General features: G+C 48.9%; 12 protein-coding genes. All 12 read left to right on the top strand.

The window, feature by feature from the left end:
- The first annotated feature begins 59 nt into the window (after positions 1 to 59).
- The 12 genes from MKZ13_RS20650 to rsmB all read left to right on the top strand — a co-directional run bounded on the left by MKZ13_RS20650 (position 60) and on the right by rsmB (position 15198).
- The gene (locus MKZ13_RS20650) at positions 60 to 2918 is read left to right on the top strand and encodes a cation-translocating P-type ATPase (protein WP_339177814.1); all 2859 of its coding nucleotides are present in this window, start codon (positions 60 to 62) and stop codon (positions 2916 to 2918) included.
- Between the two features lie 183 nt (positions 2919 to 3101).
- Positions 3102 to 3935, top strand: coding sequence for a diaminopimelate epimerase (gene dapF, locus MKZ13_RS20645; protein ID WP_339185421.1), 834 nt, complete (start codon positions 3102 to 3104; stop codon positions 3933 to 3935).
- A 214-nt stretch (positions 3936 to 4149) separates the two neighbouring features.
- Complete coding sequence (locus tag MKZ13_RS20640) at positions 4150 to 6039, top strand: bifunctional homocysteine S-methyltransferase/methylenetetrahydrofolate reductase (protein ID WP_339177812.1); 1890 nt, start codon at positions 4150 to 4152, stop codon at positions 6037 to 6039.
- Positions 6040 to 6058: 19 nt separating this feature from the next.
- Positions 6059 to 6958 (top strand): YicC/YloC family endoribonuclease, encoded by a 900-nt coding sequence (locus MKZ13_RS20635; protein ID WP_339177810.1) that lies wholly within the window; start codon positions 6059 to 6061, stop codon positions 6956 to 6958.
- A gap of 51 nt (positions 6959 to 7009) precedes the next feature.
- A complete protein-coding gene (locus MKZ13_RS20630) occupies positions 7010 to 7270 on the top strand; it encodes a DUF370 domain-containing protein (protein ID WP_006209218.1) in 261 nt (86 codons plus the stop codon).
- Between the two features lie 13 nt (positions 7271 to 7283).
- Positions 7284 to 7856, top strand: coding sequence for a guanylate kinase (gene gmk, locus MKZ13_RS20625; protein ID WP_024631121.1), 573 nt, complete (start codon positions 7284 to 7286; stop codon positions 7854 to 7856).
- 157 nt (positions 7857 to 8013) lie between these two features.
- Entirely contained in the window at positions 8014 to 8226 is a 213-nt protein-coding gene (rpoZ, locus tag MKZ13_RS20620; RefSeq protein WP_036614619.1) for a DNA-directed RNA polymerase subunit omega, read from the top strand.
- A 138-nt stretch (positions 8227 to 8364) separates the two neighbouring features.
- Positions 8365 to 9600 (top strand): bifunctional phosphopantothenoylcysteine decarboxylase/phosphopantothenate--cysteine ligase CoaBC, encoded by a 1236-nt coding sequence (coaBC, locus tag MKZ13_RS20615; RefSeq protein ID WP_221825318.1) that lies wholly within the window; start codon positions 8365 to 8367, stop codon positions 9598 to 9600.
- A gap of 3 nt (positions 9601 to 9603) precedes the next feature.
- A complete protein-coding gene (priA, locus tag MKZ13_RS20610) occupies positions 9604 to 12153 on the top strand; it encodes a primosomal protein N' (RefSeq protein WP_047843685.1) in 2550 nt (849 codons plus the stop codon).
- 115 nt (positions 12154 to 12268) lie between these two features.
- The gene (gene def / locus MKZ13_RS20605) at positions 12269 to 12757 is read left to right on the top strand and encodes a peptide deformylase (protein ID WP_017687449.1); all 489 of its coding nucleotides are present in this window, start codon (positions 12269 to 12271) and stop codon (positions 12755 to 12757) included.
- Positions 12758 to 12769: 12 nt separating this feature from the next.
- The gene (gene fmt / locus MKZ13_RS20600) at positions 12770 to 13723 is read left to right on the top strand and encodes a methionyl-tRNA formyltransferase (protein ID WP_221825315.1); all 954 of its coding nucleotides are present in this window, start codon (positions 12770 to 12772) and stop codon (positions 13721 to 13723) included.
- Positions 13720 to 15198: a 16S rRNA (cytosine(967)-C(5))-methyltransferase RsmB gene (rsmB, locus tag MKZ13_RS20595; RefSeq protein ID WP_339177804.1), complete on the top strand. Its 1479-nt coding sequence runs from the start codon at positions 13720 to 13722 to the stop codon at positions 15196 to 15198. Before fmt ends, rsmB begins: the two co-directional genes overlap by 4 nt.
- Positions 15199 to 15381: the final 183 nt, after the last annotated feature.

Raw genomic sequence — 15381 nt, 5'->3', positions numbered from 1 at the left:
GGTGAGTCATGTGAGCTTATTTTGCAGATGAAATACAGACTGGGAGGGAAACTTGAAGCATGGAACATACCAAGTGGCATCAACTTAGTGATGAAGAGCTTCGTAACACTCTTGGCGTCAGCCCGCAGGAAGGATTGACGGATGAAGCTGTAGCAGAGAAGAGGAAAGTGGTCGGTTCGAATGAACTGAGCGAGGGGAAACGCATTTCTCCAATTACATTGCTCTTGAATCAGTTCAAGGATTTTATGGTGCTGGTGTTGATGGGAGCAACGTTGGTATCCGGATTACTGGGTGAGTATCTGGATGCAGTAACGATTGTGGCTATTATCGTACTGAATGCAATTCTGGGGTTTGTACAGGAATTCCGGGCTGAACGATCTCTTCGTGCATTGAAACAGTTGTCTGCACCTCTTGCCAAAGTGCTTCGTTCAGGCCAGGAAGTACACCTTGCCGCCAAACAACTTGTCCCCGGGGATATTGTCATGGTGGAGAGTGGGGACCGTATACCCGCGGATGTGCGCTGGCTGCAAACGAACAGTCTGGATGTCGAGGAGTCGGCACTTACCGGGGAATCGGTTCCTGTAAGCAAACATTGCTTGCCGATTGCGGACGAGGACGTTCCGCTGGGTGATCAGAAGAATATTGGTTTTATGGGTACCATGGTCACTCGTGGCACAGCCAAAGGTGTGGTCATTCGTACAGGGATGGAGACGGAGATGGGGAAAATCGCCGATCTGATCCAAAATACGGAGGAGCAAGAAACACCTTTGCAGCACAGGCTGGAGCAATTGGGCAAAATTCTGATTTTTGTCGCATTGGGATTAACCATAATGGTTGTCGTCGCAGGGATATTGCACGGACAACCAGCCGTTGGCATGTTTCTGGCTGGGGTCAGCCTCGCGGTGGCTGCCATACCGGAGGGTCTGCCGGCCATTGTAACCATTGCACTCGCACTAGGCGTACAGCGTATGATCAAACGTAAGGCCATTGTACGCAAACTGCCTTCCGTCGAAACTCTGGGCTGTGCATCTGTAATCTGTTCGGATAAGACAGGTACGCTCACCCAGAACAAGATGACAGTAACGGATGTGTGGCTGGAGGGACGTAACATCAAGGTTACCGGGGATGGTTACACACCTGAAGGACAGATGCTGGAGAACGGTCGCATGGTGGAACTGAAGAGTGACCAGTCCCTGCGCAGAATGCTTCAGATTAGTGCGCTTTGCAACAATGCGAGTATTGTGGAAAGTGTTGCAAGCGAGGTGGGGAGCAAGAAAAAGGGCAAGGATAACAAAAAGGACAGCAAGAAAAACACGAAAAAAGGTGATCTTCAAGAAGAAACCGTTCAACGAGATAATGTACTCTGGGAGCTGAAAGGTGATCCGACGGAAGGGGCACTCGTCACACTGGCCTCCAAAATGGGGCTTACTCCTGCCGGACTCAAAGAGTTGTATGCCCGCCAGCAGGAATTCCCGTTTGATTCGGAGCGAAAACGCATGTCGGTCCTGGTTCATCATCAGGGAGGCCGAATGATCTATACCAAAGGTGCCCCGGATGTGTTGATCGGACACTGCAGTTATATTTTGTGGGAAGGCAAGGTCGTACCTTTCACTGGAACGCTGCGACAGAAAGTGATGGCAGCTAACGAGAGCATGGCCGGAGCGGCACTGCGTGTCCTCGGAATGGCCTATCGTGAAGTGCGACCGGAAGAAAAAGTGGCTGACGAACACGCCGCCGAGAGTCAGCTTGTCTTCGTAGGACTTGCAGGTATGATAGATCCACCGCGTCGTGAAGTGCGAGATGCAATTGCAACATGCCGCAAAGCAGGCATTCGTACCGTCATGATCACAGGTGATCATGGAACAACGGCAGAAGCCATTGCGCATCAGTTGGGGATTCTTCCACGCGGAGGCGCATCGTTAAGTGGTCAGCAACTTGCAGGCATGACAGACGAGCAACTGGATAAACAGGTAGAGGGCATATATGTGTTCTCAAGAGTGTCTCCTGAACACAAACTTCGCATCGTGAAATCGTTACAGCGCAAAGGGCATGTCGTCGCGATGACGGGTGATGGAGTGAACGATGCTCCGGCGATTAAAGCGGCTGACATCGGGATTGCGATGGGCATCACAGGCACAGATGTGACGAAGGAAGCTTCGGCGCTCATTCTGAGTGATGATAACTTCTCAACGATTGTGGCTGCGATTGAAGAAGGCCGTAATATTTATGAGAACATTCGCAAGTTTATCCGTTATTTGCTGGCGTCGAACGTGGGCGAAATATTGACAATGTTCTTTGCAATGATGATGGGCTTGCCGCTGCCACTCGTGCCTATTCAGATTCTGTGGGTTAACCTGGTGACGGATGGTTTGCCTGCAATGGCGCTGGGGGTAGATCAGCCTGAAAAAGATCTGATGGAACACAAACCCCGTGGAGCAAAGGAAAACATTTTTGCCCGCAGACTGGGTTGGAAAATCGTCAGCCGGGGTGTGTTGATTGGATTATGCACACTCGGAGCGTTCTGGCTTACCTTACAGGCTGCACCGGAGAATCCGGGTCAACTCATCAAGGCACAGTCTGTAGCTTTTGCTACACTCGTTTTGGCGCAACTTATCCATGTTTTTGATTGCCGTAGTTCACGGTCCATCTTCCACCGGAATCCTTTACAGAACAAATATCTGGTTCTTGCGGTGATTTCATCGGTTGTACTGATGCTGGTTGTCATGTACGTTGAACCATTGCAGCCAATCTTCAAAACCGTACCTCTGGGATTGCGTGAATGGGCGCTCTGTATCGTTGCTGCGGGCATTCCAACGTTCCTTATGGGCGCAGGCAGCGTGTGGGGTGGTCGTCGTAACCGCCGCCGTATGGGTGGTTCTGGCCGCTTCGTACCGAAAAGTACAAAGTTTTCAGCATAAAATCAATACCTTTTCCTTACCCATTTCGTTATGCTATCCTCAAAATGATTCAAAGCGGCAGCTTTGGCATTTTGCAGGATAGCTTTTTTTGTGTAAATATTGAATATGAATTTCTATGGTAATCCTGTAGAAGAGCAAGAATATAGCTTTGGCAGCAGACTGCCAAAAGGAGTGGGCAAGATTATGGAATTTACGAAAATGCATGGACTTGGTAACGATTTTATCGTTGTATTTGGTGAAAAGGAGCTTCCGGCAGATGCAGCAGAATTGGCTGTGAAATGGTGCAGCCGTTTCTTTGGCATTGGTGCGGACGGCCTGGTTTATATACTGCCTTCGGAGAAGGCGGACTTTCAGATGCGTATCATGAATTCGGACGGTTCGGAAGCAGAGCAGTGCGGTAATGCCATTCGCTGTGTATCCAAATATGTATACGATCATGGTCACGTGAACCAGGAGCAGATCACCATTGAAACGATTGGTGCAGGGGTACAACCTGTGAGTCTCAACATTCGTGATGGTAAAGTGGAAACGGTACGTGTCGACATGGGTGAGCCGATCCTGAATGGTCTTCAAGTGCCTACAACGGTGGATGCCAACCCAGTGGTTGATCACTACATTGAAGCGAATGGACATGCGTTCAAATTCACTGCCGTATCCATGGGTAACCCACATGCGGTTATCTATGTAGATGACGCTGTGAATTTTGACCTCACAACTTGGGGACCACTTCTTGAAGTGCATCCGATGTTTCCAAAAAAAATCAATGTGGAATTCGCCACAGTTCGTGACCGTGGATATGTGGACATGCGTGTATGGGAACGCGGAGCGGGTCCAACACTCGCTTGTGGAACCGGAGCTTGTGCGACACTGGTATCCTCTGTCCTGAACGGACATACAGATCGTACAGCTGTTATCAGCCTCAAGGGTGGGGATCTGCACATTGAGTGGAATGAAGCTGACAATCATGTGTACATGACTGGACCTGCTGAAGTTGTTTTTAAAGGAATCACTTCATAAAAAGTGAAAGGTTTAACCAAAGGGGCCTGTGGGCCTCTTTTTTTGTCAAAAAGGATAGGTCGTGTCTCCTGTACAGAGACATATTGGGGGCTGTATGGCAAGAAAGTCCATATGAGCTGGATACTCATTAAAAACCTGTGTTTTTCTTCGTTTTTTAGCGTTTTTTGTGTTACATTAGTATGTAAATGATCACAGCTAGGCGGGGGGAAATGGGATGAAGGCGGATTTGCGCAAAGTTATGCAGGAACGGGTTCTCGTTGGAGATGGGGCCATGGGAACATTTCTGTACCAAATGGGGTTCCCGGTAGGGATTTCATATGAAGAATTAAACTTGATTTCACCTGAAGTGGTGGCGGATGTACATCGCCGTTATCGGGATGCAGGTACAGAAATATTTGAAACAAATACGTATTCTGCCAATTACGACAAGTTGTCCAAGTTCGGTCTGGAGTCCAAGGTGGAGGACGTGAACCGTGCCGGCGTTCGCATTGCCAAAGAGGTAGCTGGGGATACCGGTTATGTGCTTGGTGCAGTTGGTTCCATTCGAGGTGGCAAGCGGACAAACGTGTCAACGAGTGAACTGAAACGCTTTTATCAACAACAGATCTCTGCACTGCTTGATGAAGGCGTGGATGGCATTTTGCTTGAAACCTTCTATGATATCGAGGAAATGGATATTGCCCTTTTGCAAGCGCGCAAGCTGAGTGATCTGCCGGTGATTGGACAGTTCGCGGTAGAGGATGTAGGGCATACACTGGATGGATATACAATGCCTGAAGCCTTCCGGATCATGCGGGAGCAGGGTGCGGACGTCATTGGTTTTAACTGTCGCTCAGGTCCAAACGGGATTATGCGTGCCATGGAAACCGTCTCCGGACGTATTGGTATTCCAATGTCCGTCTACCCGAACGCGGGTGCAGCAGATTATGTGGATGGTCAGTTCCGTTATGGTGCGACTCCGGAGTACTTTGGTCAGACGGCAGTGCAATTTGCTGAACTGGGTGCTCGTATTATCGGCGGTTGCTGTGGTACGACACCTGATCATATTACCGCTATGAAAGAGGCGCTTGCTGACTATGTGCCTTCGCCTATTTTGGAGCCTGATCCGTCAGAATCCAAACCGCGTATTGTGTTGCATGAACATGTGGATGAGCGTTCCGGACGTGGAGGACAGCCTACAATCGTTGATCTGGTCAAGCAGCGTCACACGGTCATTGTTGAACTTGACCCGCCGCGTGACTTGGACATTGCCAAGTTCATGAAAGGTGCCGAGACATTAAAAGCAGCAGGAGCAGATGCCCTGACACTGGCTGATAATTCACTCGCGGTTACACGGATGAGCAACATGGCGCTGGGTCACCTCGTTCAGGATCGCACGGGCCTCCGTCCACTGGTGCATATTGCCTGCCGTGACCGGAATTTGATTGGAACGCAGTCCCACATGATGGGGTTTGATGCTCTGGGTATTAATCATGTACTGGCTGTAACAGGAGATCCTGCAAGGTTTGGTGATCTGCCGGGTTCAAGCTCGGTGTACGATCTGACTTCTTTTGAAATCATACGCATGATCAAACAGTTGAACGATGGAGTGGCTTTCTCAGGTAAACCGCTGAAGCAAAAAGCTGGTTTTGTCATCGGAGCAGCATTTAATCCCAATGTGAAATATTTGGAGAAAGCTGTACAACGTCTGGAGAAGAAAATTGCCTCTGGTGCAGATTACATCATGACACAACCGATCTATGATCCTGAGTTGATTGTAGCAATGCATGAAGCCACCAAACATCTGGATGTGCCCATTTTTGTAGGTGTAATGCCACTGGCAAGTGGACGGAATGCAGAGTATCTGCACAACGAGGTTCCCGGAATTCAGCTTTCGGACGAAGTGCGTTCCCGTATGGCAGGTCTGGAAGGCGAAGAAGGCCGTGCGATGGGGGTGAAAATTGCCAAGGAATTGCTGGACGTAGCAACAGCGCATTTCAAAGGCATCTATCTTATGACACCGTTTATGTTCTATGGCATGACGGCCGAACTGACTCAATACGTATGGGAGAAGTCGGAGCATCAATGTCCTACTTGTTTCAACCCTAATAATCAATTACAATAGTAAAACGGATGTGATGCCGATGTCATTCAGTATGACCGGATACGGTCAATCCGCCTTTCATTTTGGCGGCTATAAGGTACAATTAGAGATCAAATCTGTTAATCATCGTTATTGCGAAGTGATGATGCGTCTGCCAAGAGAGTGGACGTATTATGAAGACGGTTTGAGGAAGATCGTACAGAGTCGTTTGAAACGCGGGCGGATTGATGTTTATGTAATGAAAGAAAAAGTGGAAGACCAGGCTCTTCCCGCTGTTCTGAATGAACAGACGGTCAGGGCCTATCTGCAGGCTGCAGAGCAACTGGAGACCCAATATGGATTGCAGGGCAAACCAAGTATTGTGGATATGCTTGGGCTGCCGGACGTCATGGTTCATTCGGATGGGACAAGTTCCATTCCCGAAGAGCAGAAGGACGAATGGGAGCGAGTTCTGCAGGAAGGATTGAAAGAGGCTCTGTCCAGCCTTGAACAGATGCGCGCTCGCGAGGGTCTTCATCTGGCCAGTGATCTGGAACGGCGGATTACCCGTCTGGAGTCACTGCATACCGAAATGCTTGATCTTGCACCGACTGTGGTAAGTGATTATCGCAACAAGCTAAGACAAAGGCTTACGGAAATGCAGGAAGAAGGCTCTTTCCCTTTTGATGAGCATAAATTGGGTATGGAAATTGCAATGTTTGCCGATCGTTCTAACATAGAAGAGGAGCTTACGCGTCTACAGAGTCACTTTGGACAGAGCAGGGAACTGCTGAAGAGTGATGAACCCGTAGGTCGTAAGTTGGACTTTCTAATTCAAGAGATGAATCGGGAAGTCAATACGATTGGATCAAAAGCCAACCATTTGGCTCTGGTGAATCGTGTTGTCGAGATGAAGGCGGAGCTGGAGAAGATTCGTGAGCAAGCTGCGAATATCGAATGAACGGCCACATTTCGGCAAAAGAGTCGCATGTATAGGGGGAAGAACCTGATTATGGCAATCAAACTCATTAACATTGGATTCGGTAACATCGTATCGGCGAACCGGATTATATCCATCGTGAGTCCGGAATCGGCGCCGATCAAGAGAATTATACAAGAGGCAAGAGATCGTCACATGCTGATTGATGCAACGTACGGAAGACGTACTCGTGCCGTAATTATTACGGATAGCGATCATGTCATTTTGTCTGCAGTTCAGCCTGAGACGGTCGCCCATCGTCTTTCTTCGAAAGATGATGATAACGACGAATAAAATGGAGTGTAATATGTCTAAGGGATTACTGGTAGTGTTGTCCGGCCCATCTGGGGTCGGGAAGGGTACTGTATGCAGCGCTTTGCGCAAACGGGTGCCGGAATTGATCTATTCCGTATCGGCAACAACCCGTCAGCCTCGTCTTGGTGAAGAACATGGTGTGAACTATTTCTTCAGAAGTCATGAAGAGTTCCTGAACATGATTGCTGAAGATCAATTGTTGGAACATGCGGAGTATGTTGGTAATTATTACGGAACACCGCGTGATTTTGTGGAGAAAACGATTAACGAAGGCCGCGACATCATTCTGGAGATTGAGGTTCAAGGCGCGTTAAAAGTGAAAGAGAAATTCCCAGAAGGCATCTTTGTTTTCCTGCTTCCTCCTTCATTGGACGAGCTGAAAGATCGCATTCAGGGTCGTGGTACCGAAAGCCAAGCGACCATTGATCACCGGATGTCCGTGGCGGTTGATGAGATCAGTCTGCTGGAGCAGTATGATTACGCTGTTGTTAATGATGAAATTGATTTGGCGTGCAAGAGAATAGAAAGCATCATAATCGCCGAACATTGTAAGATCAATAAATAATCCCTTTTGCCGCTGCAGAATGCGATATAAGTGGGGCAGTTGTCATATCATATACTGAAGCACTCCTTCTCGGAATGCCCGGGTGTGAAGACATGCCACATCAGTTCTGTCAGGCGGCAACTTGCGATTATACTAATGCGAAGAGGTGTTTGTTAATATGCTGTATCCTTCTATTGATGAAATGATGAACAAAGTCGACAGCAAGTATTCCCTTGTTGTTGCTGCTTCCCGCCGGGCTAGACAGCTACGTGAAGGTGAAAAAACGGATTTAAGAGGTGCGAGATCGCATAAACAAGTTGGCGTTGCACTGGAAGAAATCTATGGAGACCTGCTCGTTGTCATCAAAGGACAGGACGAAGAAGAAGAGTAAGCCGCTTGCGGCTACTCTTCAACTGCATACGGCGTAAGCCGGATTAATTGACAACCGCGAGGTTGTTATTTTTTTACGAATAAGCATATTTTAACGGAATCTTCTTTAGACGTCGTATAAATATCGGGGGAAATAAACATGTTGAACGGTAAAAAAATCGTGCTTGGTGTGACTGGCGGCATAGCCGCTTACAAAGCGGCAACATTATGCAGCAGACTGGTGCAAAAGGGAGCGGATGTTCATGTGATCATGACAGCTTCCGCTACACAGTTTATTACCGAATTGACGCTGCAAACGTTGACCCGAAACACCGTATATACCGATACATTTGATGAACGTGAACCCGCAGTCGTATCTCATATTCATCTGGCCGATCTGGCGGATCTTGTTCTGGTTGCCCCGGCTACTGCGAATGTGATTGCCAAGATGGCACATGGCATGGCAGACGACATGCTCTCAACAACTCTTCTTGCCACGACAGCCCCTGTCATGATTGCTCCAGCGATGAATGTACATATGTATGATCATCCAGCTGTAAAGCATAATATGAACCTGCTTGTTGAACGGGGAGCCATGATGATTGAACCGGGTGAAGGTCTGCTTGCGTGTGGATATGTGGGCAAGGGACGTCTGGAAGAACCGGAGAGCATTGTGGATGTGGTGGAACGTTTCTTCGAACAGCGCGATTCTGCAGACATTAGTGGGCAGGGACAAGCTTCATTGTTAAAAGGCAAGAAGGTTGTTGTTACGGCTGGCGGTACGATTGAGCGCATTGACCCAGTACGATACATTACGAATGATTCATCTGGCAAAATGGGATTTGCCATAGCTGCAGCTGCGCGTGATCTGGGGGCAGATGTGAAATTGGTTATGGGCAATACCCAAGCCAAGCCACCGGAGAACGTTGAGTTGATCCCTGTACAGTCTGCACAGGATATGTATGAAGCCGTAACACGCGAGTGGGACGATGCTGATATCGTGGTTAAGGCGGCTGCAGTTGCCGATTATCGTCCAAAGGAAGTTTATACGGAGAAGATCAAGAAGAAAGGCGACACATTGTCGCTCGAACTTGTTAAAAATATAGATATTCTTGAAACGCTGGGCAAACAGAAGACCCATCAGTTTTTGATTGGTTTTGCTGCGGAGACTCAGTCGGTTGAGATGTATGCACGTGAAAAATTGGAACGGAAAAACTGTGATCTGATCGTAGCCAATGATGTAACCCGCACGGGTGCAGGATTTGGAACAGACACCAACGCGGTACATATCTATGACCGGGAAGGTTTGGTGGAGGAGCTTCCAGTGATGGCCAAGGACGATGTGGCTCATCGGTTGCTCCGGATTGCGGCGGAGCGCATTGCCGGGAGGAATTAGGATATGGAGATTGCCAAGGTCATAGTCGATGTTCCCGTGAAGGAAACAGACCGGCCGTTTGATTACCTGGTACCTGAATCGATGAGGGAATGGATCGAGATTGGCAGCCGGGTGGGTGTACCTTTTGGTCATCGGACGGTGCAGGGATTCGTGATTGATCTTGTGCCGCGTACCGGTGAGGAATCATTCAAGCTTAAGCAGATTCAGGAGTTGCTGGACATTGTTCCCCCGTTGTCAAAGGATTTGGTTGAGTTGGCCGAATGGATGAGTGGACGTTACGCCAGTAACCGGATTTTGTCATTACAGGTCATGGTGCCGACGGCATTGAAAGGGAAAGCAGAGCGATACATCTCGCTGGGAGATGCACTTGATGGACAGATGGCGGGTGCACAACCGGATGATGAGGTGTTATTTGTATGGGGAGAAGAGTCTACGACCGAGAAAGTACAGCAGGATATCATCCGTTTTGTCAAAAGTCGGGGTCAGGTACCGCTGCAACAACTGAGTCGAAAGTATCCCAATCATGCTGCACTAATTAAAAAATTATTGCTTGGTGGCGTGCTGCTGGAAAGTCAGGCCATCAAGGACAAGTTAAATAAAAAAACGATGAAGTCCGTTGATCTGGCTGTAGATATTGCTGCTGCTCAGGAAGCACTTGCTTCATTCCCGGCGAAAGCACAGCGGCAGAAGGAGATTCTGGCTTTTTTGCTGGAAATGAAAGAACTGCTACCCATGCCGATGAAAGAAGTGTTATCTACACTACAGGTATCGGCCGCAACAATTAAAGGTCTTGAGGAAAAGGGACTGATCGTCACCGAGGACGTTGAGGTCTTCCGTGACCCTTATCAGGGCAGGACGTTCAAAGCGACTGAACCGCTGGTTCTGACCGATGAGCAAAAACTTGTCTACGATAATATCAATGGCCGATTGCAGGAACAACGCCATGGGGTATTTTTGCTACATGGTGTTACGGGAAGTGGCAAGACGGAAGTCTATCTTCAAACCATTCAACAATGCATCGAACAGGATCGGCAGGCTATCGTACTGGTGCCCGAGATTGCACTCACACCACAGATGGTAGAACGTTTTAAAGGGCGATTTGGAGACCAAGTTGCTGTTATGCACAGTCGTCTGTCTGGTGGTGAACGTTATGATGAATGGCGCAAGATTCGTGAGGGTCAGGTCAAGGTTGCGATTGGGGCGCGTTCAGCTGTATTTGCTCCATTCAGTCGGCTTGGGTTGATTATTATGGATGAAGAACACGAGACTTCCTACAAACAGGAGGAAACGCCGAAATATCATGCTCGTGATGTGGCGGTAAAAAGAGCACAGCAGCACCAAGCCGTGGTTGTTCTGGGTTCAGCGACACCTTCGCTGGAAAGTTATTACGCGGCACGCTCGCAGAGTAATGATGATTTTGCACCACTCTTGCTGGAGATGCCAACACGGGCGCTGGGTAACAAGTTGCCTGAAGTGCGGATCGTTGACATGCGTGAAGAGTTGAAGGATGGCAACCGTTCCATGTTCAGCAGGGCTTTGCACAAAGGGCTGGAGGAGCGCTTGGAGCGTGGTGAACAGACGGTACTGCTGCTGAATCGCCGTGGATATTCGACCTTTGTCATGTGCCGAAGTTGTGGATATGTGGCAGGTTGTCCCGAATGTGATATTTCATTAACGTATCATCAGCGCTCGAATAATCTCCGTTGTCATTACTGCGGATATGCGGAAGCGGCTCCTGAAGTGTGTCCGGATTGTGGAAGTGAGCATATTCGATACTTTGGTACAGGTACACAACGGGTCGAGGAAGAACTTGCAAAGCTCTTTCCGGGCATTCGGGTCATTCGGATGGATGTGGATACAACAACAGAAAAAGGGGCGCACGAGAAGCTGCTGAAACAGTTTCGTGAGAAAAAGGCGGATGTATTGCTGGGCACCCAGATGGTGGCAAAGGGACTTGATTTCCCGGATGTAACCCTGGTTGGTGTGATAACAGCGGATTCAGCGTTGAATTTACCTGATTTCCGTGCTGCGGAAAAAACGTTTCAGTTATTAACACAGGTAGCTGGCCGAGCGGGTCGGCACCAATTGCCTGGTGAAGTGTTTGTTCAGTCCTATACGCCGGAACACTACTCAATCGGGCATGCGAGTCAGCATGACTACGTGTCGTTTGTACGTGAGGAATTGCTGCACCGTCGCAATTTGCAATATCCCCCATACTGTCGCCTGATTCTGGTCACCTTTTCGCATGAGCAGCTTCCGGTATTGATTCGTCTTGCCGAGAACTACACGCGAATACTGAAAGAGAAGGCTAATGCGGCCGGATGGCTCGGCAGTCTGGATCGATTCAGCAATGATGCCTTTGATGTGCTGGGGCCAGTAGCATCTCCGATTCCTCGGATCAAGAATAGATACAGATTCCAATGTATGATAAAATGGCGGGGGGATGTAGACGCCATAGGACTCGCTCTGGCTACGGCCCGGCGCATGGACGATGATGTTCAGGCGCAAAAATTGCTTATTAGTCTGGATGTAGACCCGCAAATGTTAATGTAAGCATTTTGCAGCAATGCGGATGTAAACAAGCGGTATAAACATAGATTAAATTGAATACCCCAAAATACAGATATCGTCCTGAAATTATGATGAGGATTAGGAAGGTGCTTACAACATGTCGATTCGCATTATCGTGCAAGAACCAGATGAGGTGCTCCACAAGAGAGCCAAAGAAGTAACCAAAATTACACCAAATGTACAAAAATTGCTGGATGATATGGCTGATACCATGTACGATGCAGAAGGTGTAGGTCTTGCTGCGCCACAGGTTGGTATTCTGAAACGTCTGATTGTTATCGACGCAGGTGATGAGCAAGGGCTGATCAAGATGATTAACCCGGAGATCATTGCAAGTGAGGGAGAACAATTTGGACCGGAAGGTTGTCTGAGTATCCCTGGAATTAATGGTGATGTTCGCCGTTTCGAGACCGTTACGGTTAAAGGTCTGGATCGTGAAGGCAAAGAGCTGATTATTACGGGTAGTGGCTTGCTGTCCCGTGCATTCCAGCATGAGATTGATCATCTGGATGGTGTACTCTTTACGGATGTCGCCGAGAAAGTGTACGAAATTGCAGCCGATCAAACGGGACCGCGTCGTAATTAAGGAGTGATCGATTTGAATATTGTTTTTATGGGAACACCTGAATTTGCAGTTCCTTCTCTCGATATGCTGATGGCAGAGGGATACAATGTGGTGGGTGTGGTGACTCAGCCTGATAAACCACAGGGACGCAAAAAAGTACTTACGCCAACACCGGTTAAGGCCGCGGCAGAACGCCACGGTCTGCCGGTGTTTCAACCTGTTAAATTGCGTGATCCGGAAGCCGTAGCCCGCTTGGCTGAATGGAAGCCGGATCTGATTGTGACCGCGGCTTTTGGACAGATTCTGCCCAAAGCCGTGCTGGATATGCCTGTTCGCGGTTGTGTGAACGTGCATGGCTCTCTTTTACCGAAATATCGGGGAGGAGCACCGATTCAACGTTCCATTATTAACGGGGAATCCGTGACAGGAGTCACATTGATGTATATGGCTGAAGGCCTGGACACCGGAGATATGATCTCGCGTGTGGAACTGCCAATTACGGATGAAGATACATCAGGATCGATGTTTGATAAATTAAGTGAGGCTGGTTCCAAACTGCTTCAGGCAGAAATGCCACGATTGATTGCAGGCGAGACAACGGCGGTCCCTCAGGATGATGCCGAGGCTTCGTATGCTCGCAATCTGACTCGGGATGACGAGAAAATGGACTGGAGTCGTACTTCACGCGAACTGTTCAATCAGATTCGTGGTCTTGTGCCGTTCTCCGGTGCATTTACGATGTGGGATGATCAGGTCTTCAAAGTCTGGGCAACGGCTAATCCCGATCAGATGGATCTGGCAACTTCTTCGGATGCTGGACAAGCAGAGCCGGGAACCGTGCTGCAATTGAACAAGGCAGGGATTGAAGTTCGCACTGGGGATGGGTCTCTGTGGTTGACTGAAGTGCAGCCTGCAGGCAAAAAGGTGATGCAGGCCGCTGACTTTGCTCGCGGTGGTACACTGAAACCTGGAACGGTGCTGCGATGAGTGGTAACATACCAGGTCGTTCGTCAGGAAAAGGCCAGAAACCTACTGGAAATTCATCCGGGCGTGAAGGAAACCGTCGTCCTAATTCGGGTAAATCGGGTGGTGCATCTCGCTCCCAGCAACCCAAAACATCTGCTCGTGCATTGGCAGTCAAGGTTCTGAGTGCTGTTGAGCAAGATGGAGCATACAGTAATCTGGAGTTGAACCGTCGTCTGAAAGAGGCGGATTTAAGCCCCGCAGATGCTGGACTAGCTACCGAATTGGTGTATGGAACAATCGCCAGATTGAATACACTTGATTATTTTCTGGAACGTTACGTCGCCAAAGGAGTAGCCAAACTGCAACCATGGGTTCGTAGCCTGCTGCGAATCAGCGTATATCAGATGATATACCTTGATCGTATTCCGGAGCATGCCGTGGTGAGCGAAGCGGTTAATCTGGCGAAGAAACTGGGCCATCAGGGAATCTCGGGTATGGTGAATGGAGTGCTCCGCAATATGATCCGCAATCGGGATGAACTTCGTATTCCAGAACATCTGCCTGTTGCCGAACGTATTTCACTGGAGCATTCCCACCCGTTATGGATGGTTGAACGCTGGATTGCCCAGTATGGCGAAGAGACGGCGGAAGCGATCTGTCGTGCGAATAATGAGCCGCCAGCGGTGAGTGTCCGGGTCAACACCACAATGACCACACGGGAGAAACTGATGCATGAGATGACCAGTACAGGTGCAATCGTTGAAGCTTCTCGCCTGAGTTCCGATGGTATTCTTGTACGTAGTGGCGGAAATATGGCTCTAACGTCCTGGTATCGGGACGGGTTGTTCTCTGTGCAGGACGAAAGTTCCATGCTTGTCGCTGAAGCAGTTGCGCCAGAAGTAGACCAACTTGTATTGGATTGCTGCGCAGCTCCAGGTGGTAAAACAGCTCACATGGCGGAGAAAATGCAGGATCGCGGTCGTATTGTCGCGAATGATGTACATCCTCACAAGCGCCAGCTGATCCTGGATCAGGCGGAGCGTCTCGGTCTGAGTTGCATCGATGCTGTAACTGGAGATGCGCTAGATCTGAACGAGCGGTATCCGGAAGCGTTGTTTGACCGCATTTTGCTGGATGCACCATGTTCAGGTCTGGGTGTTATTCGCCGCAAACCAGATGTGAAATGGACCAAAACCGTAGAAGATATCGAAGATATCGCAGGCTTACAGCGTGAATTGCTTGATCATGTTGCGCCGTTGTTAAAACTAGGTGGTATTCTGGTGTATAGCACGTGTACCATTGAGCCTGCTGAGAATGAGGATATGGTTGCTGACTTCTTGAATCGACATCCGGAATATAGTCCAGCAGAAGCATCCGTCTGGTCTGAATCGGAGACAGCGAACTTTAAGGTTGTGAACGGAGGCGTTCAGATTTTGCCACAATACGCTCACAGCGACGGGTTTTTCATCGCACGGTTGACAAAAACAACGGAATAACAGTTTAATAGAGCACGGAAGCATGACCGCCGAGGGGAACTTCGGCGGATTTCTTTGTGATGGGACTTCGATATAATTGTCAGAGAAAAGTGATGACAGGGTGCGATGGTGGCATTGAGGTGTTATAATGCATGAAGTACAGATATCAAGGGTATACATGGATGTAACGTGGTCTTTGTGATA

Origin of the sequence: Paenibacillus sp. FSL R5-0701 (genome assembly GCF_037973995.1) — a bacterium.
Lineage (GTDB): Bacteria > Bacillota > Bacilli > Paenibacillales > Paenibacillaceae > Paenibacillus.
This window is presented reverse-complemented; position numbering and strand designations above follow the sequence as displayed.

Coding starts and splice junctions, on each gene's coding strand:
- MKZ13_RS20630 (WP_006209218.1), top strand. CDS start 7,010: ATGGCAATCAAACTCATTAACATTGGATTCGGTAACATCGTATCGGCG.
- MKZ13_RS20640 (WP_339177812.1), top strand. CDS start 4,150: ATGAAGGCGGATTTGCGCAAAGTTATGCAGGAACGGGTTCTCGTTGGA.
- rpoZ (WP_036614619.1), top strand. CDS start 8,014: ATGCTGTATCCTTCTATTGATGAAATGATGAACAAAGTCGACAGCAAG.
- coaBC (WP_221825318.1), top strand. CDS start 8,365: ATGTTGAACGGTAAAAAAATCGTGCTTGGTGTGACTGGCGGCATAGCC.
- MKZ13_RS20635 (WP_339177810.1), top strand. CDS start 6,059: ATGTCATTCAGTATGACCGGATACGGTCAATCCGCCTTTCATTTTGGC.
- MKZ13_RS20650 (WP_339177814.1), top strand. CDS start 60: ATGGAACATACCAAGTGGCATCAACTTAGTGATGAAGAGCTTCGTAAC.
- priA (WP_047843685.1), top strand. CDS start 9,604: ATGGAGATTGCCAAGGTCATAGTCGATGTTCCCGTGAAGGAAACAGAC.
- dapF (WP_339185421.1), top strand. CDS start 3,102: ATGGAATTTACGAAAATGCATGGACTTGGTAACGATTTTATCGTTGTA.
- rsmB (WP_339177804.1), top strand. CDS start 13,720: ATGAGTGGTAACATACCAGGTCGTTCGTCAGGAAAAGGCCAGAAACCT.
- gmk (WP_024631121.1), top strand. CDS start 7,284: ATGTCTAAGGGATTACTGGTAGTGTTGTCCGGCCCATCTGGGGTCGGG.
- def (WP_017687449.1), top strand. CDS start 12,269: ATGTCGATTCGCATTATCGTGCAAGAACCAGATGAGGTGCTCCACAAG.